This window comes from Actinomycetospora atypica, assembly GCF_042653685.1.
In the GTDB taxonomy this organism is placed as follows: domain Bacteria; phylum Actinomycetota; class Actinomycetes; order Mycobacteriales; family Pseudonocardiaceae; genus Actinomycetospora; species Actinomycetospora atypica.
Genome location: NZ_JBHSIV010000024.1, coordinates 63,357 through 87,930 on the forward strand (window position 1 = coordinate 63,357; position 24,574 = coordinate 87,930).

The 24,574-nt window shown below is 75.4% G+C and carries 32 protein-coding genes and 1 riboswitch; of the genes, 13 read left to right on the forward strand and 19 right to left on the reverse strand.

The window, feature by feature from the left end; genetic code table 11:
- Nucleotides 1–178 precede the first annotated feature (178 nt).
- Nucleotides 179–283: riboswitch (glycine riboswitch) on the reverse strand.
- Nucleotides 284–340: 57 nt separating this feature from the next.
- The 7 genes from ACFPBZ_RS20260 to ACFPBZ_RS20290 form a co-directional block, all read right to left on the reverse strand.
- Nucleotides 341–919, reverse strand: a complete 579-nt coding sequence (locus ACFPBZ_RS20260; RefSeq protein ID WP_378037955.1) for a MerR family transcriptional regulator — start codon at nucleotides 917–919, stop codon at nucleotides 341–343.
- Between the two features lie 260 nt (nucleotides 920–1,179).
- Complete coding sequence (locus ACFPBZ_RS20265) at nucleotides 1,180–1,647, reverse strand: bifunctional nuclease family protein (RefSeq protein WP_378037911.1); 468 nt, start codon at nucleotides 1,645–1,647, stop codon at nucleotides 1,180–1,182.
- Nucleotides 1,648–2,188: 541 nt separating this feature from the next.
- A complete protein-coding gene (locus ACFPBZ_RS20270) occupies nucleotides 2,189–3,082 on the reverse strand; it encodes a MerR family transcriptional regulator (RefSeq protein ID WP_378037912.1) in 894 nt (297 codons plus the stop codon).
- 28 nt (nucleotides 3,083–3,110) lie between these two features.
- A complete protein-coding gene (gene garA, locus ACFPBZ_RS20275; protein ID WP_378037913.1) occupies nucleotides 3,111–3,575 on the reverse strand; it encodes a glycogen accumulation regulator GarA in 465 nt (154 codons plus the stop codon).
- 256 nt (nucleotides 3,576–3,831) lie between these two features.
- Nucleotides 3,832–4,218: a glycine cleavage system protein GcvH gene (gene gcvH / locus ACFPBZ_RS20280; RefSeq protein ID WP_378037914.1), complete on the reverse strand. Its 387-nt coding sequence runs from the start codon at nucleotides 4,216–4,218 to the stop codon at nucleotides 3,832–3,834.
- 46 nt (nucleotides 4,219–4,264) lie between these two features.
- Nucleotides 4,265–4,837: a CDP-alcohol phosphatidyltransferase family protein gene (locus ACFPBZ_RS20285; RefSeq protein ID WP_378037915.1), complete on the reverse strand. Its 573-nt coding sequence runs from the start codon at nucleotides 4,835–4,837 to the stop codon at nucleotides 4,265–4,267.
- Nucleotides 4,838–4,862: 25 nt separating this feature from the next.
- Nucleotides 4,863–5,615, reverse strand: coding sequence for an SDR family oxidoreductase (locus ACFPBZ_RS20290; RefSeq protein ID WP_378037916.1), 753 nt, complete (start codon nucleotides 5,613–5,615; stop codon nucleotides 4,863–4,865).
- A gap of 131 nt (nucleotides 5,616–5,746) precedes the next feature.
- On the opposite strand from ACFPBZ_RS20290, the gene ACFPBZ_RS20295 reads away from it, so the two are divergent.
- Nucleotides 5,747–6,895, forward strand: coding sequence for a glycosyltransferase family 9 protein (locus ACFPBZ_RS20295; protein WP_378037917.1), 1,149 nt, complete (start codon nucleotides 5,747–5,749; stop codon nucleotides 6,893–6,895).
- Here ACFPBZ_RS20295 and selD read toward each other — a convergent pair.
- From selD to ACFPBZ_RS20310, 3 genes are all read right to left on the reverse strand, one after another.
- Nucleotides 6,888–7,892 carry a selenide, water dikinase SelD gene (gene selD / locus ACFPBZ_RS20300; protein ID WP_378037918.1) on the reverse strand — a complete coding sequence of 335 codons (1,005 nt, stop codon included), beginning with the start codon at nucleotides 7,890–7,892 and terminating at the stop codon, nucleotides 6,888–6,890. The two genes, ACFPBZ_RS20295 and selD, sit on opposite strands and share 8 nt — an antisense overlap.
- Nucleotides 7,893–7,913: 21 nt before the next feature.
- Nucleotides 7,914–8,759 (reverse strand): DUF742 domain-containing protein, encoded by an 846-nt coding sequence (locus ACFPBZ_RS20305; RefSeq protein ID WP_378037919.1) that lies wholly within the window; start codon nucleotides 8,757–8,759, stop codon nucleotides 7,914–7,916.
- A gap of 352 nt (nucleotides 8,760–9,111) precedes the next feature.
- A complete protein-coding gene (locus ACFPBZ_RS20310; protein ID WP_378037920.1) occupies nucleotides 9,112–9,339 on the reverse strand; it encodes an RNA-binding S4 domain-containing protein in 228 nt (75 codons plus the stop codon).
- Between the two features lie 19 nt (nucleotides 9,340–9,358).
- Between ACFPBZ_RS20310 and ACFPBZ_RS20315 the strand changes: the two genes are divergently transcribed.
- Complete coding sequence (locus tag ACFPBZ_RS20315; RefSeq protein ID WP_378037921.1) at nucleotides 9,359–10,105, forward strand: sulfite exporter TauE/SafE family protein; 747 nt, start codon at nucleotides 9,359–9,361, stop codon at nucleotides 10,103–10,105.
- 1 nt (nucleotide 10,106) lies between these two features.
- Here the strand turns inward: ACFPBZ_RS20315 and ACFPBZ_RS20320 are convergent, their stop codons facing one another.
- Genes ACFPBZ_RS20320 through ACFPBZ_RS20330 form a run of 3 tightly spaced genes read right to left on the reverse strand, consistent with a single transcriptional unit; the run spans nucleotide 10,107 to nucleotide 11,691 of the window.
- Complete coding sequence (locus tag ACFPBZ_RS20320) at nucleotides 10,107–10,559, reverse strand: GatB/YqeY domain-containing protein (protein WP_378037922.1); 453 nt, start codon at nucleotides 10,557–10,559, stop codon at nucleotides 10,107–10,109.
- Between the two features lie 9 nt (nucleotides 10,560–10,568).
- Nucleotides 10,569–11,315, reverse strand: coding sequence for an SDR family oxidoreductase (locus ACFPBZ_RS20325; RefSeq protein ID WP_378037923.1), 747 nt, complete (start codon nucleotides 11,313–11,315; stop codon nucleotides 10,569–10,571).
- A 4-nt stretch (nucleotides 11,316–11,319) separates the two neighbouring features.
- Complete coding sequence (locus ACFPBZ_RS20330) at nucleotides 11,320–11,691, reverse strand: VOC family protein (protein ID WP_378037924.1); 372 nt, start codon at nucleotides 11,689–11,691, stop codon at nucleotides 11,320–11,322.
- Nucleotides 11,692–11,766: 75 nt separating this feature from the next.
- Here ACFPBZ_RS20330 and ACFPBZ_RS20335 point away from each other — a divergent pair, with 75 nt between their 5' ends.
- A complete protein-coding gene (locus ACFPBZ_RS20335) occupies nucleotides 11,767–12,243 on the forward strand; it encodes a GNAT family N-acetyltransferase (RefSeq protein WP_378037925.1) in 477 nt (158 codons plus the stop codon).
- Nucleotides 12,244–12,304: 61 nt separating this feature from the next.
- Here ACFPBZ_RS20335 and ACFPBZ_RS20340 read toward each other — a convergent pair whose 3' ends face one another.
- Nucleotides 12,305–13,804 (reverse strand): glutamate-cysteine ligase family protein, encoded by a 1,500-nt coding sequence (locus ACFPBZ_RS20340; protein WP_378037926.1) that lies wholly within the window; start codon nucleotides 13,802–13,804, stop codon nucleotides 12,305–12,307.
- A gap of 118 nt (nucleotides 13,805–13,922) precedes the next feature.
- Between ACFPBZ_RS20340 and ACFPBZ_RS20345 the strand changes: the two genes are divergently transcribed.
- Both ACFPBZ_RS20345 and ACFPBZ_RS20350 read left to right on the forward strand, forming a co-directional pair.
- The gene (locus ACFPBZ_RS20345) at nucleotides 13,923–14,906 is read left to right on the forward strand and encodes an RNA polymerase subunit sigma-70 (protein ID WP_378037927.1); all 984 of its coding nucleotides are present in this window, start codon (nucleotides 13,923–13,925) and stop codon (nucleotides 14,904–14,906) included.
- 34 nt (nucleotides 14,907–14,940) lie between these two features.
- Nucleotides 14,941–15,552: a maleylpyruvate isomerase family mycothiol-dependent enzyme gene (locus ACFPBZ_RS20350; protein ID WP_378037928.1), complete on the forward strand. Its 612-nt coding sequence runs from the start codon at nucleotides 14,941–14,943 to the stop codon at nucleotides 15,550–15,552.
- 29 nt (nucleotides 15,553–15,581) lie between these two features.
- Here ACFPBZ_RS20350 and ACFPBZ_RS20355 read toward each other — a convergent pair whose 3' ends face one another.
- The gene (locus ACFPBZ_RS20355; RefSeq protein ID WP_378037929.1) at nucleotides 15,582–16,079 is read right to left on the reverse strand and encodes a hypothetical protein; all 498 of its coding nucleotides are present in this window, start codon (nucleotides 16,077–16,079) and stop codon (nucleotides 15,582–15,584) included.
- Between the two features lie 128 nt (nucleotides 16,080–16,207).
- Here ACFPBZ_RS20355 and ACFPBZ_RS20360 point away from each other — a divergent pair, with 128 nt between their 5' ends.
- The 4 genes from ACFPBZ_RS20360 to ACFPBZ_RS20375 are packed head-to-tail and all read left to right on the forward strand — an operon-like array spanning nucleotide 16,208 to nucleotide 19,332.
- Entirely contained in the window at nucleotides 16,208–17,419 is a 1,212-nt protein-coding gene (locus ACFPBZ_RS20360; RefSeq protein ID WP_378037930.1) for a sensor histidine kinase, read from the forward strand.
- On the forward strand, nucleotides 17,416–18,051 hold the full coding sequence (locus ACFPBZ_RS20365; protein ID WP_378037931.1) for a response regulator: 636 nt from the start codon (nucleotides 17,416–17,418) through the stop codon (nucleotides 18,049–18,051). Before ACFPBZ_RS20360 ends, ACFPBZ_RS20365 begins: the two co-directional genes overlap by 4 nt.
- A 37-nt stretch (nucleotides 18,052–18,088) precedes the next feature.
- Nucleotides 18,089–18,631, forward strand: a complete 543-nt coding sequence (locus ACFPBZ_RS20370) for an RNA polymerase sigma factor (protein WP_378037932.1) — start codon at nucleotides 18,089–18,091, stop codon at nucleotides 18,629–18,631.
- On the forward strand, nucleotides 18,628–19,332 hold the full coding sequence (locus ACFPBZ_RS20375) for a methylated-DNA--[protein]-cysteine S-methyltransferase (protein WP_378037933.1): 705 nt from the start codon (nucleotides 18,628–18,630) through the stop codon (nucleotides 19,330–19,332). Before ACFPBZ_RS20370 ends, ACFPBZ_RS20375 begins: the two co-directional genes overlap by 4 nt.
- A 4-nt stretch (nucleotides 19,333–19,336) precedes the next feature.
- Here the strand turns inward: ACFPBZ_RS20375 and ACFPBZ_RS20380 are convergent, their stop codons facing one another.
- Complete coding sequence (locus ACFPBZ_RS20380) at nucleotides 19,337–20,059, reverse strand: SDR family NAD(P)-dependent oxidoreductase (protein ID WP_378037934.1); 723 nt, start codon at nucleotides 20,057–20,059, stop codon at nucleotides 19,337–19,339.
- Nucleotides 20,060–20,075: 16 nt separating this feature from the next.
- Between ACFPBZ_RS20380 and ACFPBZ_RS20385 the strand changes: the two genes are divergently transcribed.
- From ACFPBZ_RS20385 to ACFPBZ_RS20400, 4 genes are all read left to right on the forward strand, one after another.
- A complete protein-coding gene (locus ACFPBZ_RS20385; protein ID WP_378037935.1) occupies nucleotides 20,076–20,552 on the forward strand; it encodes a GNAT family N-acetyltransferase in 477 nt (158 codons plus the stop codon).
- Between the two features lie 201 nt (nucleotides 20,553–20,753).
- Nucleotides 20,754–20,885 carry a hypothetical protein gene (locus ACFPBZ_RS20390; protein ID WP_378037936.1) on the forward strand — a complete coding sequence of 44 codons (132 nt, stop codon included), beginning with the start codon at nucleotides 20,754–20,756 and terminating at the stop codon, nucleotides 20,883–20,885.
- 107 nt (nucleotides 20,886–20,992) lie between these two features.
- Nucleotides 20,993–21,559, forward strand: a complete 567-nt coding sequence (locus ACFPBZ_RS20395) for a hypothetical protein (protein WP_378037937.1) — start codon at nucleotides 20,993–20,995, stop codon at nucleotides 21,557–21,559.
- Nucleotides 21,556–22,638: a serine/threonine-protein kinase gene (locus ACFPBZ_RS20400; protein WP_378037938.1), complete on the forward strand. Its 1,083-nt coding sequence runs from the start codon at nucleotides 21,556–21,558 to the stop codon at nucleotides 22,636–22,638. The genes ACFPBZ_RS20395 and ACFPBZ_RS20400 overlap by 4 nt, the downstream gene beginning before the upstream one ends.
- 8 nt (nucleotides 22,639–22,646) lie before the next feature.
- On the opposite strand, the gene ACFPBZ_RS20405 is transcribed toward ACFPBZ_RS20400, so the two are convergent.
- The 3 genes from ACFPBZ_RS20405 to ACFPBZ_RS20415 are packed head-to-tail and all read right to left on the reverse strand — an operon-like array spanning nucleotide 22,647 to nucleotide 24,497.
- Nucleotides 22,647–23,180 carry a hypothetical protein gene (locus ACFPBZ_RS20405; RefSeq protein ID WP_378037939.1) on the reverse strand — a complete coding sequence of 178 codons (534 nt, stop codon included), beginning with the start codon at nucleotides 23,178–23,180 and terminating at the stop codon, nucleotides 22,647–22,649.
- A gap of 10 nt (nucleotides 23,181–23,190) precedes the next feature.
- A complete protein-coding gene (locus ACFPBZ_RS20410; protein ID WP_378037940.1) occupies nucleotides 23,191–23,886 on the reverse strand; it encodes a class F sortase in 696 nt (231 codons plus the stop codon).
- Nucleotides 23,887–23,894: 8 nt separating this feature from the next.
- The gene (locus tag ACFPBZ_RS20415; protein WP_378037941.1) at nucleotides 23,895–24,497 is read right to left on the reverse strand and encodes a hypothetical protein; all 603 of its coding nucleotides are present in this window, start codon (nucleotides 24,495–24,497) and stop codon (nucleotides 23,895–23,897) included.
- Between the last annotated feature and the right edge of the window lie 77 nt (nucleotides 24,498–24,574).

Below are 24,574 nucleotides of genomic sequence, written 5' to 3' on the forward strand. Positions count from 1 at the left end.
ACCCCGGCCCGCGCCTCGACGGGCGGACCAGGTCCCTCCCCCTCTGCCTCTGCCCGCTTCGTGGTGCGCGGGCGCCTGAGAGCTTCACCGGACCTCGTCCCGACGGACATCGTCGGGCCGGCTTGCACCATCGGCGGGTTCGGCCCCTGTCGGGGCAGAACCGCTTTCCAGAGGTCGTCTCGCCCACGCGGTACTCGATGCCTGAGAGATTCCGGGGAGGAGTTGCTCCTTCGGCGCCTGCGTCCAGAGGCTTCTGACTGCAGGTCTCTCCCGCGTGGAGTCGTCGACCGACGCCCCGGACAGTACCGGGGTGACGCCGGGGTGTCAGCCCACGAGAGGGTCAGCTCACCGACCGGGCGCCCCGCGCACGGCGGGACGCGAGCTCGTCCTCGGGGGCGTGGTCGACCACCGCGGCGCCGGCACCGGCCCGCTCGGCCGGGAAGTGGGCGATGGAGCCGCTCAGCTCGCGCATGGCGCCGCCGACGGCGATCCCGAACACGCCCTGACCGCCCTGGAGCAGGTCGACGACCTCCTCCGGGGAGGTGCACTCGTACACGGTGACGCCGTCGGAGAACAGCGTGATCCGGGCGAGGTCGCGCACGCCGTGGCGGCGCAGCTGCTCGACGGCCGTGCGGATGTTGTTCAGCGAGACCCCGGTGTCGAGGAGGTTCTTGACCACCTTGAGCACCGCGAGGTCCTTGAACGAGTACAGGCGCTGCGACCCCGAGCCCGTCGCCGTGCGGATGCTCGGCACGACGAGCTTGGTGCGGGCCCAGTAGTCGAGCTGCCGGTAGGTGATCCCGACGATCTGGCACGCGGCCGGACCGCGGTAGCCCAGCACGTCGTCGTTCGGACCCTCACCGAAGAGTTCGTCGGGGAAGAGGGAGCCCTGCTCCCCCGCCGGCCCGAGCGGCTGCAACGAGGCATCCTTCGCCGGGCTCTCGTCCCCGGCTCCGGGCCGCTCTCCGGCTCCCGCCACGTCCTGCCTCCTCGACCCCGTCCGGCCCGTGCCGAACCTGGCTGGTCAGACGACCGTACGAGGGGTGTCCACGGGGGTCAACGCGACGCGCGGCCAAGTCTCTACCTGAACTTCACGGTGAGACGAACGGCGCGTCGCGCGGGGACGCGCCGTCCATCTCGGCCGAGCCCGATGGTCGGGCTCCGCTCCGCTGAAGTCTCCTACGTGCCGGCGAAGTCCTCCGGCGAGACGTTGTCGAGGAACTCGCGGAACTTCTCGACCTCGTCCTCCTGCTCGTCGGGGATGACGAGGCCCGCCTCGGAGAGCACGCCCTCCTCGGCGTGGATCGGCACGCCCACCCGCAACGCCAGCGCCACCGAGTCGCTCGGCCGCGCCGAGACCCGGATGTCGCCGTCGAACACCAGCTCCGCGTAGAAGGTGCCCTCCTGCAGGTCCGTGATCCGCACCTGCTCGAGGCGCCGGTCGAGGGCGCCGAGCACGTCCTTCAGCAGGTCGTGGGTCAACGGCCGGGCCGGCTTCACACCCTGCTGCTCGAGGGCGATCGCGGTGGCCTCGACCGAGCCGATCCAGATCGGGAGGTACCGGTCGCCGTCGGACTCCCGCAGCAGGAGGATCGGCTGGTTCGCAGGCAGTTCGACCCGTACGCCCACGACACGCATCTCGCTCATGCGTCGCCTCCCTGTTCCCACGTGGCGCGGTCACCGCACCGTCGGTCCCGGATCGAGAGGACGCCCCGCGAGGGAGCTGAACGACCCCGTCGACCCGGGGAACGCTACACGCTCGGCGGGGTTCCGGGGCGGTCCGTGCGCCCGGTCGAGGACCGCCCCGCGGCCCGCCCGAGGGGGGCGGGGAAGCCCACGCGTGTTCCGGCCGGCGGGCCGTCGCGACGGGGAGATCGGTGGGCTCGGTGGGGACCAGCGGGTGCCCGGTGCTCCCCCGTGCGCCGGGCGACGACGCGCAGCACCCGCTCGGGCCGACGCGCGCCGGACCGAGTCGCGGTGACTCGGTCGGGGCCGCCCCGAGACCCGGGCTGAGCGAGAAGATCTTGTTCGGCGGCGCGGACCGATCGGTCCCGGCCCCGTTCCGCGCCGCTCGTCAGGATCTTCCCCGGGCCGACGGCCCCAGCAGCGGGCGGAGCGGCGGAGCCGGCCGAGCCGTCGAGGCGCGCAGGTGCGCCGTCAGGCCTGCGCCGGGCCTCGTCGGGAGAGGTCAGCGACGCAGGCCGTTGCGCAGCCCGGAGGCCACGAGCAGGGCGTGCAGGCGCCCCGAGAGGCCGGCGAGCTCGCCGGAGAGGTCGTGCGCCCGGCGGGTGGCCTCGGGGGCACGGCTGCGGGCCACCGGGGTGACGAGCTGGGTGAGCAGCCCCACCTCGCGGTCGGCCCCGGCCCGGAGGCCGCGGAGCAGGCGGGGCTCGACACCGAGCGCGGCCAGGGTGGCCGCGGTGCGCGCGATGACGGGCGCCTCGGGTTCGTAGCGGCCCGAGACGTCGGGCCGCAGGATGCCGTGGTGCTCCAGCGAGGTCAGCAGCGCCTCGTCGACGCCGTCCTCGGCGAGCACCGTGTCCCGGTCGACCCCCTCGGCGGCGACACCGGCGACCAGCGAGCGGTCGGGGTCCTCGTCGACCTCCGCCGCCGCGCGGGACCCGACGGAGGAGAGCCCCCGCGGCCGGGGCACGGCCCCGAGGCGCCGTCCGCGGTCGTCGTACCCGCCGCCGCCATGGCCTCCGCCGCCGGAGCCCCCGCCCCCGCCGGTCGCGGGACCGGAGAGGACCTCGCCGGGGCTGACGGTGTCGGTGGACGCGGTGAGCACGGGGCCCTCCGCGGTGGGCGCGCGGTCGAACTCGTCGAGCTTGGCGCGGATGACCTTCAGCGGGAGGTAGTGGTCGCGCTGCGCGGAGAGCACGAAGCGCAGTCGGAGCACGTCGGCGCCGGAGAACTGCCGGTACCCGCTGGGGGTCCGCGACGGGGAGATCAGGCCCTCGGACTCGAGAAACCGGATCTTGGAGATCGTGATCTCGGGGAAGTCGCCGCGCAGGGCGTCGAGCACCGCCCCGATCGACAGCGCACCCCGGGAGTCGCCCTGGGGAAGCCCTGCCGCGGTCACCGCATCCCCGTCGCTGCGCTCGCCCCGATCACGAGTACTCGGCGCCCTGACCGGCGGACCCGCCGTCGCGCGGCCCGGTCAGGAAGACCAGGCGGAACTTGCCGATCTGCACCTCGTCGCCGTTGGCGAGGACGGCCGTGTCGACCGGCTCGCGGTTGACGTAGGTGCCGTTGAGGCTGCCGACGTCGACGACCACGAACTCCGCGCCGTCGCGGCGGAACTCCGCGTGGCGCCGGGAGACGGTGACGTCGTCGAGGAAGATGTCGCTGTCGGGGTGGCGCCCCGCGCTGGTGGTGTCGCGGTCGAGCAGGAAGCGCGACCCGGCGTTGGGCCCGCGCTTCACCACCAGCAGGGCCGACCCGGCCGGGAGCGAGTCGACGCCCGAGACCCCGCCGCTGCGGCTCTCCTCGCTGGACTCGGCGAGGAAGTCGGCCCGGAAGACCGACGTCGTCTCGCCCTGACGCTCGGGGGGGACCGGACCGCCTGTGCTCACCGTGCTCCTCCGTGGATTGCTCGCCTGGGACTGCCGGGGCGTCCCGCGGGACGCCCTGTTCGTTCGACCGTCACCCGGTCACGGGACCCCGTCGGGGCACCGGGAACGAGGTGGCAGTCACGGTACCGTGCGTCACGGTCCCGCCGTGGGTCGGTCCCCGTTCCGGGGGCCCGGTCCACTCGCGTGGTCGTCCACGGTTCGTGACCGGGACGCTCACGCAACGTCAACGACCGTGACCGACCGGGGACACGGCCGCTCAGCTGCCGTCGATGACCGACTGGTACGCCTCGGCGTCCAGCAGCTCCGAACGGGCGCCCTCGTCGGTGAGGCGCAGCTCGAACATCCAGCCGGAGCCGTAGGGGTCGGAGTTGACCTGCTCCGGGGTGTCGGAGAGGTCGCCGTTCACCGCGGTGATCTGGCCCGCCAGCGGCGCGTAGATCTCCGAGACCGACTTCGTCGACTCGACCTCGGCGATCGAGTCGCCCGCGGAGACGGTGTCGCCGACGGTCGGCAGCTGGACGAACACGACGTCCCCGAGCTGCTCCTGGGCGTAGTCGGTGATGCCGACACGCACCATCGCCTCGTCCCCCGCCGACGCGATCCACTCGTGCTCGGCCGTGTACTGCAGACCCTCGGGGACCACGTTCGACTCCCTCGTGATGATCAGATGCGGTGGGCGGGCGCGAAGCCTAGCGCGCCGGCGTCCGGACGAGTTGGACCACGTAGAGCGCCCCCGAGTACAGGTGCAGCGCGACGCCCCACACCAGGAAGGCGTAGGCGAAGGGACGGGCGGCGTCGGCGCCCGGCCAGTCCATCTGCGCGAGCAGCAGCAGCGGGAAGGCGTAGAGCAGGCACAACGTCGCGGCCTTGCCGAGGTAGAGCACCGGGAAGGCGAGGTAGCCCTTGCGCCGCAGCAGCGGCAGCGCGGCCGACACCACCACGTCCCGCCCGACGATGAGCACGACGACCCACCACGGGACGATGTCGCGCACGACGAAGGCGACGAGGGCCGCCAGCGTGTAGAGCCGGTCGGCCAGCGGGTCGAGCGCCTCCCCCAGCTTGCTGTACTGGTCGAGCCAGCGGGCGAGCTTGCCGTCGAGCCAGTCGGTGATCCCGGAGATCACCAGCACGATCAGCGCCCAGCCGTCGGCCCGTGGCCCGAGCAGCAGCCAGAGGAACACCGGCACGCCGGCGAGACGGACGGCCGACAGCAGGTTCGGCACCGTCAGCCAGCGTTCGGCCGCGATCTCCCGGAGCGTCACGAGGCGCAGTCTGGCCCAGGGCCGGTCACCGCGCGGTCCACCCCATGTCCATCGTCACCGGGACGCCGGTGAAGGTGGAGCCCGCGGGCGTCGTCAGGAAGGCGACCACGTCGGCGACCTCGCTCGGCTCGATGAGCCGCTTGACCGCGTGCGGGGTGAGGATGACCTCCTCGAGCACGCGGTCCTCGCTGATGCCGTGGGCCTTCGCCTGGTCGGCGATCTGCTTCTCGACCAGCGGGGTGCGCACGTAGGCGGGGCAGACCGCGGCGGCGGTGATGCCCTGGGCGGCGCCCTCGAGCGCCAGGGTCTTCACGAGGCCGAGCACCCCGTGCTTGGCGGAGACGTAACCGGCCTTGAAGGGACTCGCGGCGAGCGCGTGCGCGGAGGCGATCGGGATGAACCGGCCGCCGCGGGGCGCCTCGAGCAGCGAGGGCCAGGCGTACTTCGCGAGGAGGAAGGGGCTCGTCAGCAGGATCTGGAGCAGGGCGTCCCAGCGGTCCTCGGGGAAGTCGGCCACCGGGGAGACGTGCTGGAAGCCCGCGTTGGGCACGACGAGGTCGATCCGCCCGAAGGCCTCGAGCGCGGTGTCGACCGCGGCCCGGTTGCCCTCGCGGCTGGTCAGGTCGGCGCCGAGCGTCTCCGCGCCCTTGAGGTCGTCGGCCGCCTCGAGGTCGACGCCGAGGACCTGCCAGCCGTCGGTGACGAGTCGGTCGACGATGGCGCGGCCGATGCCGCTGGTCGACCCGGTGACGATGGCTGCCCTGTCCTCGGTACTCACGTCGGGCCACGGTACGGGCGGACGGTCGTCCCGGCCACGGTGACCGGCCGCTCGACGCCCGGAGTACGCCGTCCGGCGGTCCCCCGGCATCTCGGGGCGTAGTGCACCGTCCCCGACGAGCACCCGTACCCGTGGATGTCGCGACCCTCGCCCCCGATGCCGACCAGGCCCAGCAGCACCCTCCCGCCCTGGGGAGGCCGGCCGACCCGGCGGGCCTCGTCCCCGACGTGCGGCGGATCGCGATCCTGCGGGCCAACGGGCTCGGCGACCTGGTGGTCTCGGAGCCCGCGCTCGCCGCGGTCCGCGCCGCCTACCCCGACGCCGACATCACCCTGCTCGGCCAGCCGCACTCGGAGGCGCTGCTCGCGGGCCGGCCGTCCCCGGTCGACCGGGTGATCGCCGTCCCGAAGTTCCCGGGGGTGCGCGTGGGGTCGGGGCCGGACGCGCCCGAGGAGGAGATGGAGGCCTGGTGCGCCGCCCGGCGGGCCGAGGGCTACGACCTCGCGATCCAGATGCACGGCGGCGGCGGGAACTCCAACCGCCTCCTGGCCCGCCTCGGCGCCCGCGTGACCGCCGGCACGGCCGCTCCCGGGGCGCCCCGGCCCGACCGCTGGCTGCCCTACACGCCCTACCAGCACGACACGCTGCGCTGGAACGAGCTGGCGGCCGCGGTCGGCGCCCCGGCGTCGCGGGTCGACCCGCGCCTCACCGTCACCGCGGCCGACCTCGCCGCCTCCCGCGACGTCGTCGCCGAGACCGCGGAGCCGCTGGTCGTCGTGCACCCCGGCGCCACCGACGCCCGCCGCTGCTACCCCGAGGACCGGCTCGGCGCCGTGGCCGCCTCGCTCGAGGGCGCCCGCGTGGTGGTCGTCGGCGGCCCCGCCGAGGACGACCGGGTCGCGGCGGTGGCCGCCGGCTACGCGGCCGTCGCGGGTCGCGAGCCGGAGACCGTCGTCGGGACCCTCACCCTGCCCGGGCTGGTGGGCCTGCTCTCGCGGGCGCGGCTGATGATCGGCAACGACTCCGGCCCGCGCCACGTGGCGGGCGCGGTGGGGACGCCGACGGTCGCGGTGTTCACCTACGCGAACCTCGCCGACGTCGCGCCGCTGACCCGCGTGTGGCACCGGGTGCTGGTGTCGTGGCACGGCGGCTGCCGGGTGTGCGGCATGCGGGTGCTCGAGGGCTGGTGCGGCCACCACGAGTCGGCCACCCACGACGTGCCGGTCGACGACGTCCGCGAGGCCGCGCAGGACCTCTGGGAGCAGGCCGCGCTCACCTGATGCGCAGGCGCACGCCCTCGTCGGGGACGAGCTCCCCGATGACGGGGGCACCGGGGATCTCGCCGACGAGCAGCAGGCCGCCGGAGGTCTGGGCGTCGGCGAGGAGCACCCGGTCCTCCTCCGACGCGTCGCCGAAGTCGGACTCGGGGGCCACCCAGTCCAGGTTGCGGCGCGACCCGCCGGGGACGAAGCCGTCGCGCACCGACTCGCGGGCGCCCTCCAGGTACGGGACGGCGGCGCGGTCGATCACCGCGGTCACGCCGGAGGCCCGGGCCAGCTTGAAGGCGTGCCCGAGCAGCCCGAACCCGGTCACGTCGGTCCCCGCGACGATGCCCGCCTCCAGCGCCGCCCGCGACGCCGCCGCGTTCAGCGCCGTCATGGTCTCGACCGCCTGCGCGAACACCTCGCCGGTCGCCTTGTGCCGGTTGTTCAGCACGCCGAGCCCGAGCGGCTTGGTGAGCGAGAGCGGCAGCCCGGCCCGGCCGGCGTCGTTGCGGATCAGCCGGTCGGGGTCGGCGATGCCGGTGACGGCCATGCCGTACTTGGGCTCGGGGTCGTCGACGGAGTGCCCGCCCGCGACGTGGCACCCGGCCAGGTCGGCGACGGCGAGCCCGCCGCGCAGCACCTCCGCGGCCATCTCGTAGGGCAGCACGTCGCGCGGCCAGCAGAGCAGGTTCAGCGCCACGACGGGGCGCCCGCCCATGGCGTAGACGTCGGAGAGCGCGTTCGCCGCGGCGATCCGGCCCCAGTCGTAGGGGTCGTCGACGACCGGGGTGAAGAAGTCGGTGGTCGCGATGAGGGCGAGGCCGTCGCGGATCGTCACCGCGGCCGCGTCGTCGCCGTCGTCGAGCCCGACGACGAGCTCGCCGACCCGCTCGGCTGTCGGCGACGGGGACAGGGTGCGCACGAAGGACTCGAGCTCCCCCGGCGGGATCTTGCAGGCGCAGCCGCCGCCGTGCGCGTAGCCGGTGAGTCGCTTCTCCGCCGTCGCCGTCATGGCGCCATTGTGCGCGCGGACCTACAGCCGGTGCAGTCCGCGCAGCACGCGGGCGAGCACGGCGCCGTCGGGTCCGGGGCCGGGCGAGAGGTCGTCGGCCGTGCGGTGGACCCGCACCGAGCCGTCGTCGGCCATGTCGCCGATCAGCACCCGCGCCACCCCGAGCGGCACCTGCATCAGCGCCGCGACCTCCGCGACCGAGCGCGGCGCGTCGTCGCAGAGGTCGCCGATCGCCCGGTGCTCCGGGTCGTCGAGCGGCGGGCGCGGGCGGGGCAGCGAGATGAGGGTCTCGACGAACAGGTCGGGGCGCGCGTGGGTGCGTCCCCCCGTGCGGACGTAGGGCCGCACCGACACCCGCGACTCGATGCCCTCGGCCATCGCGCGCAGCTCGGCGAGGTGCAGCGGCGCGGTGGGCGTCTCGTCGGGACAGGGGTTGGTCGGGTCGTACCGCTCGCGCAGCGAGCCGGCCTGCACGGGCACGGCGGCGTCCTCGACGGCGAGGCGCTCGGCCTCGCGCCGGTCGCGCCGCGCCCGGGAGCCGAAGCGGGCGCCGGTGCGCCCCAGGAGCGGATCCGGCGTTCCCGACGACGAGGTGGTCGACCCGGGCGGCAGGGCGGGGGCTTCGGCGGCCTCCGCGCGCCGTCGGCGCCGGGCCCGGGAGTCGAACCGCGCCCCGGTGCGCCCGAGGAACGGCTCGGGCTCCTGCTCCGGCGGGGCGGCCTCGATGTCGACGGCGTCGGGCCCGGCGGCCGCGGGCTCGACGGCCTCGGGCTCGGGCATCCGGGGGAACCGGGCGCCGGTCCGGCCCACGACCGGGCGACGGCGGGGCGGGGCGCGATGCCCACCTTCCTCGCGCTCGTCGGTCACGATCCGTGCTCGCTCTCGCTACGTCGGGTGACATGTCCCTACGGAGTGGACTACGCGACAGACTAGGACACAACGGAACGACGCGGTGGGTCACGACGTGACGGTCGTGTGACGCGACCGTGTCCATTCCTGCTCCGGACGGCTGACCCCCATCAGCATTCGGCCGTTCCGGTGGTCCCTCGTCGAGCTCGGGCGGCGGAGCACTAGGCTGATGGTGGCCCTGCCTCTGACCTCTCGGCAGGGCTCATCTCGGCGGAGCCCGGGGGTCGTCGTCGTTCCACCCGGTTCGCCGGGACGACGCCTCCGGGCTTCGTTGCATACGCCAACGATCTTCTCGTCCGGAGACGGATCGTCAGGTCGCGACGACCCTCGCGCGGTCGCCGCCCAGCGACACCACGTCCCCGCCCTCGAGCTGCCTTCCGCGCCGGAACTCGGGCCTTCCGTTGACGCCCACGTCGCCGGCCGCGACGAGATCCTTCGCGTCCGCCCCGTGCTCCACGAGGCCCGCGAGCTTGAGGAACTGACCGAGGCGGATCGTCCCCGTCACCTCGACGTCCCGGACCGGCGCGCGTTCAGACACCCCGTGATCTGATCACACGGTGCCCTCCCCCGTCCTGCTCGTCCTCGCGGGCGTGGCGGCGGGGCTCTCCGGCTCCATGGCCGGTCTCGCGTCGCTGTTCTCCTACCCGGCGCTGCTCGCGGTCGGCCTGCCGCCCGTCGTCGCCAACCAGGCGAACACCATCGCGCTCGCCGCCTCGAGCGTCGGCTCGATCGCGGGGTCGCGCCCCGAGCTGCGCGGCCAGCGCGCCCGGGTGCTGCGACTGCTCCCGCTGACGATCGTCGGCGGCGTGATCGGCGGCGCCCTGGTGCTGATCACGCCGTCGGAGACGTTCGCGCTGATCGTGCCGTTCCTCGTGGGGGGCGCGTCGCTGGTGCTGCTCCGCCCCCCGAGGGTCGACCCGTCGCCGGCCTCCGGTGACGGCCGCCCGCGGCCCGCGATCGTGCTCGCCGCGATCGGGATCGGCGTCTACTCCGGGTACTTCGGCGCGGCGGCGGGCGTGCTGATGCTGGCGCTGCTGTCCCACCTGCTCGCCGACACCCTGGTCCGGGTCAACGCCGTGAAGAACGTGCTCCTCGGCGCGTCGAACGCGGTCGCGGCGATCGGGTTCATCGTCTTCGGCGAGGTCGTCTGGAGCGCCGCCCTGCCGCTGATGGCGGGGCTGCTCGTCGGGAACTTCACCGGCCCGGCCATCGCGCGCCGCCTGCCGCCGACGGTGCTGCGCGTCGGCATCGCGATCGCCGGGCTGGTTCTCGCCGTCGTGCTCTTCGTGCAGGCCGTCAGCTGACTCAGGACCCGCTGAGCTGGCGCTTCACCTCGGCCGAGATCCGCTTGCCGTCGGCGCGCGAGCCGACCTGCGGCTGCACGACCTTCATCACCTGGCCCATCTGGCGCGGCCCCTCCGCCCCGGTCTCGGTGATGGCGGCGGCGACCAGCGCGGTGAGCTCGTCGTCGGTGATCGGCTGCGGGAGGTACTCGGCGAGGACGGCCTCCTCGGCGCGCTCCCGCTCGGCGAGCTCGGTGCGCCCGGCCCCGTCGAAGGCCTCGGCCGACTCCCGGCGCTTCTTGGTCTCGCGGACCAGGACGTTCATGACCTCGTCGTCGGAGAGCTCGTGGTGCGAGTCCCCCGCGGTCTCCGCGTTGGTGACGGCCGTCAGCGCCATCCGCAGGGTGAGGACCTTCGTCTGGTCGCGCGCCTTCATCGCGGTGGTCAGATCCCCGCGCAACCTCTCCTTGAGCACCCCCGCACTCTAGGTGAGCGCCCGGACCAGGGGCATCGGCAATACCCGCAGCGCCGGGCCGAGCACCGACCAGGGCCAGCGCGGCGTGTAGGCGTGGCCCGGGCGGCGCTCGATCGCGTCGACCATCGTGCGCACCCCCGTCGCCGCGTCCACGCCGAACGGCATCGACATGCCCTCGTTGAGGTCGGTGCGGATGAAGCCCGGGGCGATCTCGGTGACGACGATGCCGGTGCCGTGGACGTCGGAGCGCAGCCCCTCGGTGAACGTCGACAGGCCGGCCTTCGCGGCGGCGTAGACGGTCTGGGCGCCGCGCAGCCCGCGGTCGGCCGCCACCGAGGTGATCACCACGAGGTGCCCGGAACCCTGCGCCCGGAAGATCTCCATCGCGGCCTCGCACTGCGCGATCGCCGCGACGAAGTTCGTCCGCGCGGTCCGCAGGTTGGCCTCGGGCTGCCCCGAGCCCACCTTCCGGCCGTCGCCGATCCCGGCGTTGACGATCATGCGGTCGAGCCCACCGAGCTTCGCCGCCATCGCCGGGACCACCTCGGCGACCGCGGCGTCGTCGTTCACGTCGAGGGTCGCGGTGACGACCTGCGAGGCCCCCGGGCGCGCCGAGAGCTCGGTCGCCAGGGCCTCGAGGCGCTCGCCCCGCCGCGCGACGAGCGCGAGGTCGTGGCCCCGCGCGGCGAACTCGCGCGCCATCCCCTCGCCGAGCCCGCTCGACGCCCCCGTGATCAGTGTCCGCACGGGACCCATCCCATCACGCGTCGTGGTGCTCCAGGATGTTCACCACGACACCCCCGGGCGTCCGCACGAAGAAGCGCCGCACGCCCCACGGCTCGGTGGTCATCGGGTGCACGATCTCCAGCCCGGCGTCGATCATGCGGCGGTACAGCGGCTCGTGCTCGGCCGGCTCCACCGCCACCGAGAGCACCGGGTCCACCGGGGCGCTCCGGTCGTGCGTCAGGAGCTGGACCTGCGGGATCTGCGCGATCCCGGTCGCGCTGTGGTTGACCACCCACCCCTGGTCCATCGGGGTGTCGAGGCCGAGCAGGTCGGTCCAGAACACCCGGTCGGCGGCCGGGTCGGCCAGGGCGATGTCGGCGATGATGCGGCGGACGGGGCTCGTCATACCGGCGGAGCCTGCCCGACGAGGCCCGTGGCCGGCTTGGACGGATCCGGCCGCGGGGAGGTCTAGGTTCGCCGCATGCCGGTCACGCTCCGCGAGATGACGCGCCGGGCGGCCGAGGCGGTGGCCGCGGGCGAGCGGCCCGGCGACGCCCGCACGGCGGACGACCACCCGACCGAGTTCTCCGTCGGCGTGGCGCAGCACGTGGGTCGCGCGGGGCAGTTCGGTCCGTTCTTCGTGCACCGCGCCGAGGACGACGTCGTCATCGGCGAGATCGGCGGCGCGTTCGTCGACGAGGACGGGACGATCGAGATCGGGTACGCGATCGTCGGGTCGCACCGCAACCGTGGCTACGCGACCGCGGCGGTCGAAGCGCTCGTCGCGCTGGCGCGCGAGGCACCCACGGTCCGCCGCGTCGTGGCCCACACGCCGCTGGATCGCCCGCAGAGCGGCCGGGTGCTCGAGAAGGCGGGCTTCACGGACCTGCGGGAGGTGGACGACGCCGACGAGGCGGGCACCGTCGTGCGCGTGAAGGAATGGGAGCGGCTCGTCTAGCCCGGATGCTTCGGCCCCCGACGAAGCCGCTCCGCCTGCCGTCCCGGACGGTCGGTGCTCGTCAGGGCCTCGACCAGGTGTGCACGGGCTCGCCCGACGCCGTCCCCTCCGCGTAGAGCCCGAGCATCCGTCGCATCGCCTCCCGGCGGTCGGTGCCGTGGCGCTCGAGGTCGGCGACGACCTCGAGCTGCCAGGTGGCGCCGATGCGCCGCGTGCGGCACCGCTGCTCGATCACCCCGAGGTGGCGGGCGACGACCGCCGGGTCGACGCCCCAGGACGCCAGGCCCTCCTCGGCCACCGGCAGCAGCGTCTCCTCGACGAGCGCGGGCGCCCCGGTGCTGCCGCTCCCGGGCCAGGACAGGGTGGCCTCGATGCCGTGCTGCGCGCCGGCGGTGAAGTTGGCCTCGGCGGTGCCGAAGGACATCTCCCGCCACACGGGCCGGTCCTGGCGGGTGAGGCCCCGGACGAGGCCGTAGAAGAACAGGGCGTCGGCCACGGCGTCGGCGGCGGTGGGGCAGGCCGGGAGCACCCGGTTCTCCAGGCGCAGGTGGGCCACCCCGTCGGCCACGCCGTAGACCGGCCGGTTCCACCGCCAGACCGTGCTGTCGTGGGTGTGCAGCTCGGCGAGCGAGGGGGCGAGGCCGCGGTCGAGCGCCTCGAGCGGGTCCTCCTCGTCCGGCCCGGCGAGCGGGAGCAGCGTCCCGAAGTGCCCGACGTTCTCCGCGAACAGGTCGAGACCGCTCTCCACCCAGCGGTCCCCGAACCAGACGTGCGGGCGGACCCCCTGCCGACGCTCCTCGTCGGTGCGGATGTCGACGGCCTGGGTGAACAGCGGGATCCGCGTCTCGGCCCAGAGCCGGTGGCCCAGCAGGAACGGGGAGTTCGCGGCCATCGCCAGCTGCACCCCGGCCACCGCCTGCGCGGCGTTCCAGTGCGCGCCGAGGGCGTCGGGCGCGAGCTGCAGGTGCAGCTGCAGCGACGTGCACGCGGCCTCGGCGGCGACCGAGGGGACGTCCATCCGCAGGTGCTCCGTGCCGTCGGGAGCGGCGATGTCGAGGTGGAAGGGCCGCCCCCGGGCCTCGGTCAGACGCGAGTCGAGCAGGGTGTACCGCGGATCGTCGGTGAGCCGCGAGGAGTCGAGGTGGCGGGCCTCGAGGGTCGGGAGGATGCCGATGGTCACCGCCCGCACGCCCACCCGGCGCGCCGAGGCCTCGGCGCCCGCCACCGCGGTGCGGATGTCCTCCTCGAGCACGCCCTCGGCGGCCTCGGACAGTTTCCTCGGCGGCAGGTTGAGCTCGAGGTTCCAGCTCCCGAGCTCCGAGGTCAGGTCCTCGGAGTCGGACGACTCCAGCACGGCCTCGTTCCGCAGGGCCGGGCGCATCTCCGTGTCGACGAGGGCCACCTCCAGCTCGACGCCCGTGCTGGGTTCCTCCCCCGCCAGGCGTCCCTCGGCGACCATCCGCCGGAGGGCCGTCAGGCACCGGTCCAGGCGCTCGCGGAAGCGGGCCTGGTCGATGAGGGACGGCCCGTCCGGGACGTGGTCGGAGCGGGCGGGTTCCATGCGTCTCCCGGGTCGTTCGCGGCCGGCGTGGTGTCGCCGGCCTGGCGGGGACCCATACCCGACCGACGCCGCGGCTAAGACCCGAGACGGGAGCCGGGGTCTCTGGTCCACTGGGCGGGTGCCCCCGACGGTCGAGGATCTCGAGGCGCTGCGGATCCCGCTCGGCGCCTACTGCTACCGCCTCCTGGGGTCGTCCGCGGACACCGACGACGCCGTCCAGGAGGCGATCGTGCGGGCCCACCTGCAGCGCGAGCGGTTCGACCCGGCGCGCGGCGGCCTCCGGGCCTGGGTCTTCCGCATCGCCACGAACATCTGCCTGGACATCCTCCGCGGGGCCCGCCGCCGGGCCCTGTGCGTCGACCTCGGCCCGGCCGCCGTCCCCGGCGCCGACCTCGGCAGCCCGCTGCGGCCGGAGAACTTCGTCGAGCCCATGCCGGACGCCCGGCTCGTCGCGGCCCGCGACCCGGGAGAGGTCGCGGTGGAGCGGGAGAGCGTGCGCCTCGCCGTCGTCGCGGCCCTCCAGTACCTCCCGCCCCGGCAGCGGGCGACGCTGGTCCTGCGCGACGTCCTCGGCTTCTCCGCCGCGGAGACCGCGGGTGTCCTCGGGGCGAGCACCGCCGCGGTGACCAGCGCCCTGCAGCGGGCCCGCGAGACCATGGACCGGCACCGCCGGGACCCGACCGACGCCCTCGCCCCCGGCGACCCCGCCCAGCGCGAACTCCTCGAGCGCTACGTGGCGGCCTTCGAGGCGCACGACCCGGTGCGGCTCGTCGCCCTGCTCCGCGAGGACGCCCGGACGTCGATGCCGCCGTTCCGGTGGTGGATCGAGGGCGGGTCGGTCATCGCCCGGCTCGTCGCGGCCGGCGGGTGCGAGGGCGCCCGGCTCGCCCCGACCGCCGTCAACGGACAGCCGGGGTTCGGGCAGTACCGGCCCGACGACGACGGCGTGCTGCGGCCCTTCGCGATCGTCCTCGTCGAGCCCCGTGACGGCCGGATCGCCCACCTGACGACGTTCCTCGGGACGGGCGGGCGCTTCGGGGAGTTCGGGCTCCCCGAGGTCCTCCCCCGCGCGACCGATGAGTTGGCGGCGGCCGGGACGTAGGAGGCGGGACACCCCTGCCGACGAGGAGACCCCCGTGCCCCGACAGCTCGACCCCTCCGACCCTCTCGCCCGCGAGACCGCCGCCGAGCGGGAACGCCTGGCTAACCTCTACGCCGGGCTCTCCCCCGAGCAGTGGGCGGCGCCCTCGTTGTGCGCGGGCTGGCGGGTCCGCGAGGTCCTCGCCCACGTCACGATGCCCTACCGCCACTCCACGTGGCGGGTGCTGCGCGGCATCGCGGCGGCCCGTGGCGACTTCAACCGCTTCGCCGACCGCGTCGCGCGCCAGGACACCGCCCGGCTCTCCGACGACGAGCTCCTCGCCGCCCTGCGCGACAACGTCCGGCACCCGTGGCTGCCGCCGGGCGGCGGGCAGGCCGGCGCCCTGAGCCACGACGTCATCCACGGCCTCGACGTCACCGAGGCCCTCGGCCTCGACCGCGTCCCCGCCGACCGGGTGCGGCACGTCCTGGAGTCGGCCGGGCCCAAGGCCCTCGCCTACTTCGGCACCGACCTCACCGGACTCCGGCTCGTCGCCACCGACACGGAGATCGTCCTCGGACCGGGACCGGAGGTCGTCGAGCTGCCGGCGGTCGACCTCCTGCTGCGGGTCACCGGTCGCGTGCCGGTGGCGCCCCGTACCGGCTGAGAACGGCGACGGCGCGGGGCCCCGGTCGGTCACCGGACGGACTGGAACACCCGCGCCGGCGCCCCCGGCAGGGCCCGCGCCCGCTGCATGGTCACCAGCCCCTGGGCGCCCAGGCTCACCCCGACGAAGAGCAGGATGCTCGACGCGTCCACCGCACCGGCCGAGGGCGCGACCACCCCGGCGAGCAGGTCGAGCCCGACGTGCACCCCGATCCCGACGACCCACAACGCGGCGGTCCCCCAGTGGCCCCGGGTGAGCACCCGCCCGTCCTGCACCCACAGCGACACGGTCGCGGCCCGCAGCAGACCGGTCGCGGCACCGACCACCAGCCCGACGACGAGCAGCGCCCAGCCCGCCGCCGACACGGGGTGCGACCCCGCCGCCGAGACCACCTCCACCAGCCCGATCACGCCGAGCACCGCCGCGATCCGCACCCGGCGCGACGTGAACTCCCGCGTCCGCAGCTGGTTCCACAGGACCCACGCGATCACCGCGATCCCGACGACCGCCTGCACCGACCCGCTCATGTCCCGCTCCCTTCGTTGCCGATGCTCACGAGCGTCGTCCGCGGAGGGCCCGTGGCACGTCCACCCGCAGGTGGAGACGGGGTGGAGAACGGGTGTGCGGGGCCGGGTGCGGGGCCACACTCGTCGCCGTGACCACCCTCGAGGCGCCCCCGCGGACGGAGCCGGCGCCGCGGCCCGCGCTGGCGACGGCGGGCGTCCCGGAGCCGGGGACGCCCCCGCGGCTCTACGCGCTGGCCCGCGCCGCCCGCCCGCTGCTGTGGCTCGGGATCGCCGCCGGCACCCTCTGGCCGCTCACCCTCGGCGCGGTCACGGCGGGCCTGCTGGTGCTCGCCGGGGCGGGCTGCGCGGTCGCCGCTGCCCGCGACCCCCGCATCCCCTCCCCCACCGGGGACGGCGACCGTTGGCGGACCGCGATGCTCGCGGCCTGCGCGGTCGCGGGGCTCGCCGCGACCGCGCTGGTCCCGGTCGGGGCGGCCTACGCCGCGGTGCTCGTCGCCGGCGGGCTCGTGGGGCGCGTCGTCCTCGACGCCCGCCTGATCCGGGGGTTCGCGGCGTTCGCCGGGGCCGCGCTGTCGGTCGTGTTCGCGCTCGCCGTCGGCTCGTCGTGGGGCCTGCTGCTCGGGCTCGCCGTGCCCGTCCTCGCCTCCCGCTCGCTCGACCGGGCCCGGCTGCACCGCGAGCACACCCGCGTCGTCGCGCTGCTCGCCGAGCGCGACGCCCTGCGCGAGGCCGAGCTCGCCGGCGCGGCCGCCCAGGAGCGGGCCCGCATCGCGCGCGACCTGCACGACGTCCTCGCCCACTCCCTCTCCGGGCTCTCCCTGCACCTGCAGGCGATCCGGGCGGTGCTCGTGAAGCGGGACGCCCCCGACGACCCGGTCCTCGCCTCCGTCGACCGCGCCGCCGACCTCGCCCGTGCCGGGCTCGCCGAGGCCAAGGAGGCCGTCGCCGCGCTGCGCTCCACCCCCGCGCCCACCGCCGCCGACCTGCGGGCCCTCGCCGACCGGCACGACGCGACGCTGCAGGTCACGGGCGATCCCGACGAGGCCGCGCCCGCGGTCCGGGAGGCCCTCTTCGCCACGGTCCGCGAGGCCCTGACGAACGCCGGGCGCCACGCCCCGGGGGCTCCGGTGAGGGTGACCGTCGCGGCCGGGCCGGAGGCCGTGGAGGCGACGGTGACGAACCCGGCCGGCACCGGGACGTCGTCGGGAACGGGCGGCGGGCACGGGCTCGCGGGGCTGCGCGAACGCGCGGCGCTGGTCGGCGGCACGCTCGAGGCGGGTCCCGACGACGAGGGGTGGCGGGTGGCCCTGCGGGTGCCACTCGGCACACTGCCGACGTGATCCGGATCGTGCTCGCCGACGACCAGGCGGTCGTCCGGGACGGGCTCTCGATGCTGCTCGGCGCCGCCGACGACCTGGACGTGGTCGCGACCGCGCCCGACGGCACGGCGGCGGTCGAGGCGGTCCTGGCCGCCGCCCCCGACGTGGCGCTGGTCGACCTGCGGATGCCCGGGCTCGACGGCGCGCAGGTCACCGAGGCCGTGCGCCGGCAGGCCCCCGACGTGCGGGTCCTCGTCCTCACCACCTACGCCGACGACGACGCCGTGCTCCCGGCCCTGCGCGCGGGCGCCGCCGGTTACCTGACGAAGGACACGACCGGCGAGGCGCTGTGCGCCGCGATCCGCACGGTCGCTGCAGGCGGTTCGGTGCTCGACGCCGCGGTGCAGGCCCGGCTCGTGGCCCTGGCCGGCACCCCGACCCCGCGCCCGGAGATTCCCGAGGGGCTCACCGCGCGCGAGGTCGACACCCTGCGCCTCGTGGCCGAGGGCCTGTCGAACCAGCAGGTGGCGTCGCGGCTATTCGTCAGCGAGGCGACCGTGAAGACCCACGTGAACCACCTGATCTCCAAGCTCGCGGTCGACGGCCGGCCGGCGCTCGTGGCCTGGGCGTGGCGGCACGGCGTCACCGGCTGACCGCAACGGGCCTCGTCGTCGTGGTGTTCTCCCGGGCATGACCGACCTGCACGCGGCCCTCGTCGAGGACCTCGACACCGGCTTCGCGTGCCTCGTCCGTACCCACGAGCGCCTGCTGCTCGGCACCGCGCTGCGCCTGACGAGCCACCGGGCGGCCGCCGAGGACCTCGCCGCCGAGGCGTTCCTGCGGGCCTTCCGCGCCCTGCGCGACTACGACGCGGCGCGCATCGAGGCCCTCGACCTGCGGGCCTGGCTCGTCACCGTGCTGCTCAACGAGCACCGCAACCAGATCCGCACCGCCACCCGCCGCCCCGCGACGGCCGGGGCCCCCGTCCCCGACCGCGCCGCCCGCGACCCCGGTCCGGAGGAGCTCGCCGCCCGCGCCGACCCGGCGCTCGCCGACGCCCTCGCGGCCCTGCCCGCCGTCCAGCGCGACGCCGTGGTGCTGCGCCACGTCGCCGACCTCGACGTCCCGGCCGTCGCCGCCGCCCTCGGCGTCGCCGAGGGCACCGCCCGCTCGCACGTCTCCCGCGGCCTCGCCCGGCTGCGGACCCTCCTCGCCGACAGGACCCCGTCATGAGCGACCCGCTGCTCGACCGCCTCGCCGCCCCCGACCCCGGGGCCGTGTCCCTCGACGTCGTCGACACCGTCACGACGACCGCCGGCCCCCTCGGCGACGTGCTCGTCGCCTCGTCCTCGGCCGGGGTCACGTTCCTGCGCCCGGCCGACGACGCCGGGTTCCGCGACGAGTACCGGCGCCGGGTCGGGCGCCCGCTGGTGCCCGCCGACCGGCCGGCCCCGCCGGTGACCGCCCGCACCGCGGTCGACCTGCGGGCCTGCTCGCCCTTCGAGCGCGACGTCCTCCGGGCCACCGCCTCGATCCCGGCGGGGCAGGTGCGGCCCTACGGGTGGGTCGCGCGGGAGGTCGGACGCCCGGCCGCGGTGCGCGCGGTGGGGACCGTGCTCGCCCGCAACCCGGTGCCGCTGATCGTGCCGTGCCACCGCGTGACGAAGGCCGACGGCTCGCTGGGGCGCTACATGTTCGGCGAGGCCGCGAAGGCGCGGGTGCTGGCGGCCGAGGGTCTCGACCTCGACCGGCTCGAGCGGTTCGTCTCCACCGGGGTGGTGCTGATCGCTAGCGACACCACCGGCATCGCGTGCCTGCCCTCGTGCCACCACGCGCGGCGCATCACCGACGCCCACCGGGTGCCGTTCCGGTCGGCCGCGAAGGCGCGCGAGGCCGGGTACCGGGGCTGCCTGGTGTGCCGTCCAGGCCTGTGAGCGCCTACAACGTCTGGCCACCGTCGATCGTGATCGTCTGGCCGGTGATCGCCTTCGAGGTGACCAGCCCGACGACGGCCGCGGCCACGTCCTCCACGGTGGTCTCGCGCCCGACGATCGCGTTCGACGCGAGCTGCCGGCCCTGCTCCTCCTTGCCCGCCCACCACCGCGTGATCACCAGACCGGGCCACACCTCGTTGACGCGCACCGGGGCGAGCCCGTTCGCCAGGGCCCGGGTGAGCCCGGAGAGCGCCGCCTTGCTGACCACGTAGGGGACCGACGAGCCGCGCCCGGAGGCGACCGAGGCGCTCCCGACGTTGACCACGCAGCCGTCGTCGGCCGTCTTGAGGTCGTCGGCGACCGCCCGGGCGCAGTGCCAGGCCGAGAGGGTGTTGAGCCGGAAGAGCCGCTCGAAGATCTCGTCGGTGGCGGACTCCAGGTCGTCGAGCGCGATGTGCTCCGTGCCGCCCGCGTTGTTGACCAGCACGGTGACCGGACCGAGCGCGTCGCGGACCTCCGCCGCCATCGCCCGCACCGAGTCGTCGTCGGTGACGTCGGCCCGGAACGCCTCCGCCCGCCCGCCGGCGTCGCGGATCGCGGCCACGGTGTCGCCCGCGTCGTCGGCCGAGCGGCTGTAGACCACGGCCACCGGGTGCCCGAGCCGCGCCAGCGCCTCCGAGATCGCCCGTCCGATGCCCGTCCCGCCGCCCGTGACCAACGCCGTCATGGCCGATGATGATCGCGTGTCGGTCACCATCCGGGAAGCCCGCCCCGACGACGTGGACGCCCTCGTCCGGTTCGTCCACGAGCTCGCGGCCTACGAGCGCGAGCCCGAGTCGTGCCACCTCACGGCCGCCCAGCTGCACACCGCCCTGTTCGGCGACTCCCCCGCCGTCTTCGCCGCGGTGGCGACCGTCGACGACGAGGTCGCGGCCATGGCCCTGTGGTTCGTCACCTTCTCCACCTGGACCGGGGTGCACGGCATCCACCTCGAGGACCTCTACGTCTCCCCCGCCCACCGCCGCCACGGGCTCGCCCGGGCCCTGCTCGCCGACCTCGCGCGCACCTGCCTCGACCGCGGCTGGTCGCGGCTGGAGTGGGCGGTCCTCGACTGGAACACCCCGGCGCTCGACTTCTACGCGACGCTCTCCTCGGTCCCGACGGCCGGCTGGACCACCCACCGCGTGGACGGCGACGCGCTCCGGGCCCTGGCGACCTGACCCCGCCGACCTGACCCGGCGGCCGGACGCGCAGCGTGACTGGACCGGGTGAGGTCCACCACCGCGCAGTCGGCGCAACATGAGCGGAATCCGTAACCGTCCCGTGCCCCGCGGCCGATGTCAGGTCACGCGCGGATCACGGCGCCGTCCCCGCCGGGAACGGACCGATCCGCACCCCCCACCGGAACGGTTCCCTTCTCCATGCGCATGTTCTACCGGCTCGTCGCCGACTGCTACGACATCGCGGCGGAGGCCGTGGCGGCGGTCGGTATCGTCCTGCGGCGGGCAGGACGGCCTCGCGTGCGGCGCAACGTGCGGGGCCGACCGGCCTGACACCCCCGAGCGAACGGAGGGGCCGCCGCCGGTTGCAGCGCGTGAATACCGGCAGGTGGCCCGTTCGGGTGGTGCAATGGGCACCGTCGGTCGGAGGGAGACCTGTCGTGAACGGTGTCGTACTCGGGGTCGTGATCGCCGCGGTGGTGGTGATCGTCCTCGGAATCGTGTTCCTGCTGGTGGCGCGCCAGCGCGCCCGGTCCACCACCGCGGGGCTCCGGAGCCGGTTCGGCGAGGAGTACGACCGCGTGGTCTCCGAGTACGGGACGCGGGGCGGGGAGAAGGAGCTGCGCGCCCGGCTCGAGCGCCGCGAGGCCCTCGAGCTGCGCGACCTCGGCGCCGACGAGCGCGACCGCTACTCGAAGGCCTGGGAGACGGCGCAGTCGACGTTCGTCGAGAACCCCTCCACCGGCCTGCGCGACGCCGACCTCCTCGTCCAGCAGGTGATGCGCGACCGCGGCTACCCCTCGGAGCGCTTCGAGGAGCGGGAGAAGCTCGTGTCCGTCGACTACCCCGACCTGGTGGAGCACTTCCGCTCCGCGCACGGGGTCGCGGTGGCCGACGAGCAGGGCGAGCAGCCGCTCGAGGAGCGCCGCCAGGCGATGGTCGACCACCGCTACCTGTTCGACGCGCTGCTCTCGGGCGGCGACGCGCAACGGACCCGGCGGCTGTGACCCGGCCGTTCACCAACGACCGCGGGCCCGACGACGAGGCGCCGTGGGGTCGCGTGGTGCTCGGTGAGCGGTACGAGCTGATCGAGCTCCTCGGGACCGGCGGCATGGCCGAGGTGCACCGGGCCCGCGACCGCGACCTCGGGCGGACCGTCGCGGTGAAGCTCCTCCCCTCCGACCGCCGCGACGACGACACCGACGCGCGCCGGCTGCGCGAGGAGGCCCGCTCCGCCGCGGTGCTGAGCCACCCGCACGTGATCGCGGTGCACGACGTCGGGACCTCGCCGCACGGCGTGTACGTGGTGATGGAGCTGATCGACGGCCGGACGTGGGCCGACGAGCTCCGCGAGAAGGGCGGTGCGTCGCTCCTCGAGTCGGTGCGGATCGGGGCGGCGATCGCCTCCGCACTCGCCCACGCGCACGCCCACGGGATCGTCCACCGCGACGTGAACCCCGGCAACGTCATGCTCCTCGGCGACGGCACGCCGAAGCTCATGGACTTCGGGATCGCCAAGACCGACGACGTCGGCGGGCTCACCGAGACCGGCCGGGTCGTCGGCACCGCCGCCTACATGTCCCCCGAGCAGGTCCGCGGGGAGACCCTCGACGGCCGCTCCGACGTCTACTCGCTGGGCTGCACCCTCTACGAGGTGCTGACCGGCGTCCCACCGTTCCGCGGTGTGGGCTCGGCCGACGTGGCCTCGGCCAGGCTGCGCGAGCCCCCGATGCCGCTGCGCCGGGTCCGGGCGACGATCCCGGTGCCCCTCGAGGACGCGGTGCTCCGGGCGATGTCGCTCGACCCGCGCGACCGGCCCGACGCCGCCGCCCTGTCCGAGACCCTCGACGAGCTCGGCGACCGGTACGCCGTCCCGTCGCCCGCGGAGGCCGCGACCGAGGTCGTCGACGCACGGCCGGCGGGCGAGGCCCCGGGCGCCTCCGCCACCGGCACGACGACGAGCCTGTCCCCCGCGCTGGACACGCCGACCCGGGGCACGGGCATGCGCCGCGCCGGGATGGCGCTGCTGGTCGTCGGGGCCCTCGCCCTGATCGCCGCCGTGGTGCTGCTGCTCGTCCTCGGCTGAGTACCCGGTCAGGCGCGCAGGGAGCGGACCGCCCCGATCGTCGTCGGGACCAGCATGACGAGGCCGGAGCCGAACCCGGCGACGAAGGCCGCGACCGGTTGGGCGTCGAGCCCGCCGACGATCCCGACGACGCCGCCCGCCACCGCGAGCACCACCATCGCCGTGCCGAGCCCCGCGAAGACCCGCCCCGCGACCGGCCACCACCGGACGAACGCGAGGAAGTGCGCGCCGACGACGAGGACGACCCACGGCACGGTCAGCTGCGGCGCGGTCCGGCCGAGCACCGCGACGCCGACGACGAGCGCGAGCACCTCGATCGTCACGATCACGCGGTAGGACCGCGTCATCGGGAACCCGCCCGCACTCCCGGTCCCCCGCCGGCCCCGTGCCCAGGCCACGACGATCGTCACGGCGGCCGCGACGGCGAGGACCGAGACGAGGAGGTGCCCGGCCGCGCCGAGCAGGCCCGCGTTGAGGACGACGAACAGGGTGCCGGCCACGGCGCCGATCAGGTCGCCGACGTCGAGGGTGCGGGCCGCCACGGCGGCGACCCTAACCGGCCCTGGCGAAGACGACGGTGTTGTCCCGATAGTTGCGCGCCGCCGCGTCGAACGAGCCGCTGCACGTGATCAGCCGCAGCTCGGGGCCGGTGGTCCCGGCGTAGACCTCGCCGGTGGGGAACGCGTCCTTGGGGAACGAGCGCGTGGCGTAGACGGTGAACGGGACGACGAGGCCGTCGGCGCGGGTCACGGCGACGGTGTCGCCGGGGGCGAGCGCCCCGAGCCGGAAGAAGACCGACGGCCCGTTCTCCGCCGAGTCGATGTGCCCGACGATCACCGACGGGCCCTGCTGCCCCGGGGTCACCGAGTACCGGTACCAGGCCGCGAGGTCGTACAGCGGGCCCTTGGCCGGGACCTCCATGGTGCGGTCGGGGTTCAGTCCCACGGAGGCGACGGACGAGTCGACGCCGATCCGCGGCACGACGATGCGGGCGGGCGGGGACGGCGGCGGCCCGGCCGCGGTGGTGGCCGGAGCGCCGGTGAGCCGGGCGTCGGTGCCCGACGACGCCGGGACCGGGAGCGTGCCGGCGTCGCGCTCCGGCGGGGGCGAGCGCTGCAGCGTCACCGCCACCACGAGCACGGCGATCCCGACGACCGCGAGGACGGCCGCGAGCACGACGAGCAGGCGACGGCGCGGCGGGGGGCCGGACGACGCCGGCACCGGGGTGTCGGCGTCGTCCGGGTCCACGGTCGTCCTCAGTCCTGGGTGCGGCGGCGACGGGTCGCGGCGACCGCGACCCCACCGGCCGCGACCAGCGCGACGCCGCCGAGGCCGAACAGCTCGGGGTGCTCGACGCCCGCGGTGCTGCCCGCGCCGGTCTGCACGCCACCCGAGGGGGTCTGGCTCGGCGCGCCGCCGGTGCCGCCCGACCCGGAGCCCGAGCCACTGCCCGAGCCCGAGCCGCTGCCGGAACCCGAGCCGGCGCCGTTGCCCGCGCCGTCGGAGGCCCCACCGGTGCCCGGGGCGCCGCCCTGGGTGCCCGACTCGGCGTTGCCGCCCGACTCACCGTTGGTGGCGCCGCCCGCGGCACCTCCCGCAGCCCCGCCGGCGGCGCCACCCTCGGCTCCGGGCTGTCCCGGGGCACCCGGCTGACCGGGTGCCGGCTGACCGTGCCCGGGCTGACCCGGCTGGCCGCCCTGCATCGGCAGGTTCGACGGCAGCGCCGTCGTCGACCCGGCGGGCGCGGTCGGCGGGCCCGCCGGGGCGGCCGGCCCGCTCGAGCAGGCGCCCAGGGCGCCGATGGACAGGGCGGCCGCGGCGACGGCCATCCCGGCGCGCCGCGTGGTCGTTCGCGTCATGTGGTCTCCTCGATCTCGGACGGATCACGATTCGAGGAGTCCATACCCGGTTCGCCCGGTCCGACCCGGGATCGCGC

Coding starts and splice junctions, on each gene's coding strand:
- ACFPBZ_RS20380 (WP_378037934.1), bottom strand. CDS start 20,059: ATGACGGCGTTGGTCACGGGCGGCGGGACGGGCATCGGACGGGCGATC.
- ACFPBZ_RS20355 (WP_378037929.1), bottom strand. CDS start 16,079: ATGAGCGGGTCGGTGCAGGCGGTCGTCGGGATCGCGGTGATCGCGTGG.
- ACFPBZ_RS20415 (WP_378037941.1), bottom strand. CDS start 24,497: ATGACGCGAACGACCACGCGGCGCGCCGGGATGGCCGTCGCCGCGGCC.
- ACFPBZ_RS20335 (WP_378037925.1), top strand. CDS start 11,767: ATGCCGGTCACGCTCCGCGAGATGACGCGCCGGGCGGCCGAGGCGGTG.
- ACFPBZ_RS20330 (WP_378037924.1), bottom strand. CDS start 11,691: ATGACGAGCCCCGTCCGCCGCATCATCGCCGACATCGCCCTGGCCGAC.
- ACFPBZ_RS20265 (WP_378037911.1), bottom strand. CDS start 1,647: ATGAGCGAGATGCGTGTCGTGGGCGTACGGGTCGAACTGCCTGCGAAC.
- ACFPBZ_RS20340 (WP_378037926.1), bottom strand. CDS start 13,804: ATGGAACCCGCCCGCTCCGACCACGTCCCGGACGGGCCGTCCCTCATC.
- selD (WP_378037918.1), bottom strand. CDS start 7,892: ATGACGGCGACGGCGGAGAAGCGACTCACCGGCTACGCGCACGGCGGC.
- ACFPBZ_RS20375 (WP_378037933.1), top strand. CDS start 18,628: ATGAGCGACCCGCTGCTCGACCGCCTCGCCGCCCCCGACCCCGGGGCC.
- ACFPBZ_RS20370 (WP_378037932.1), top strand. CDS start 18,089: ATGACCGACCTGCACGCGGCCCTCGTCGAGGACCTCGACACCGGCTTC.
- ACFPBZ_RS20390 (WP_378037936.1), top strand. CDS start 20,754: ATGCGCATGTTCTACCGGCTCGTCGCCGACTGCTACGACATCGCGGCG.
- ACFPBZ_RS20325 (WP_378037923.1), bottom strand. CDS start 11,315: ATGGGTCCCGTGCGGACACTGATCACGGGGGCGTCGAGCGGGCTCGGC.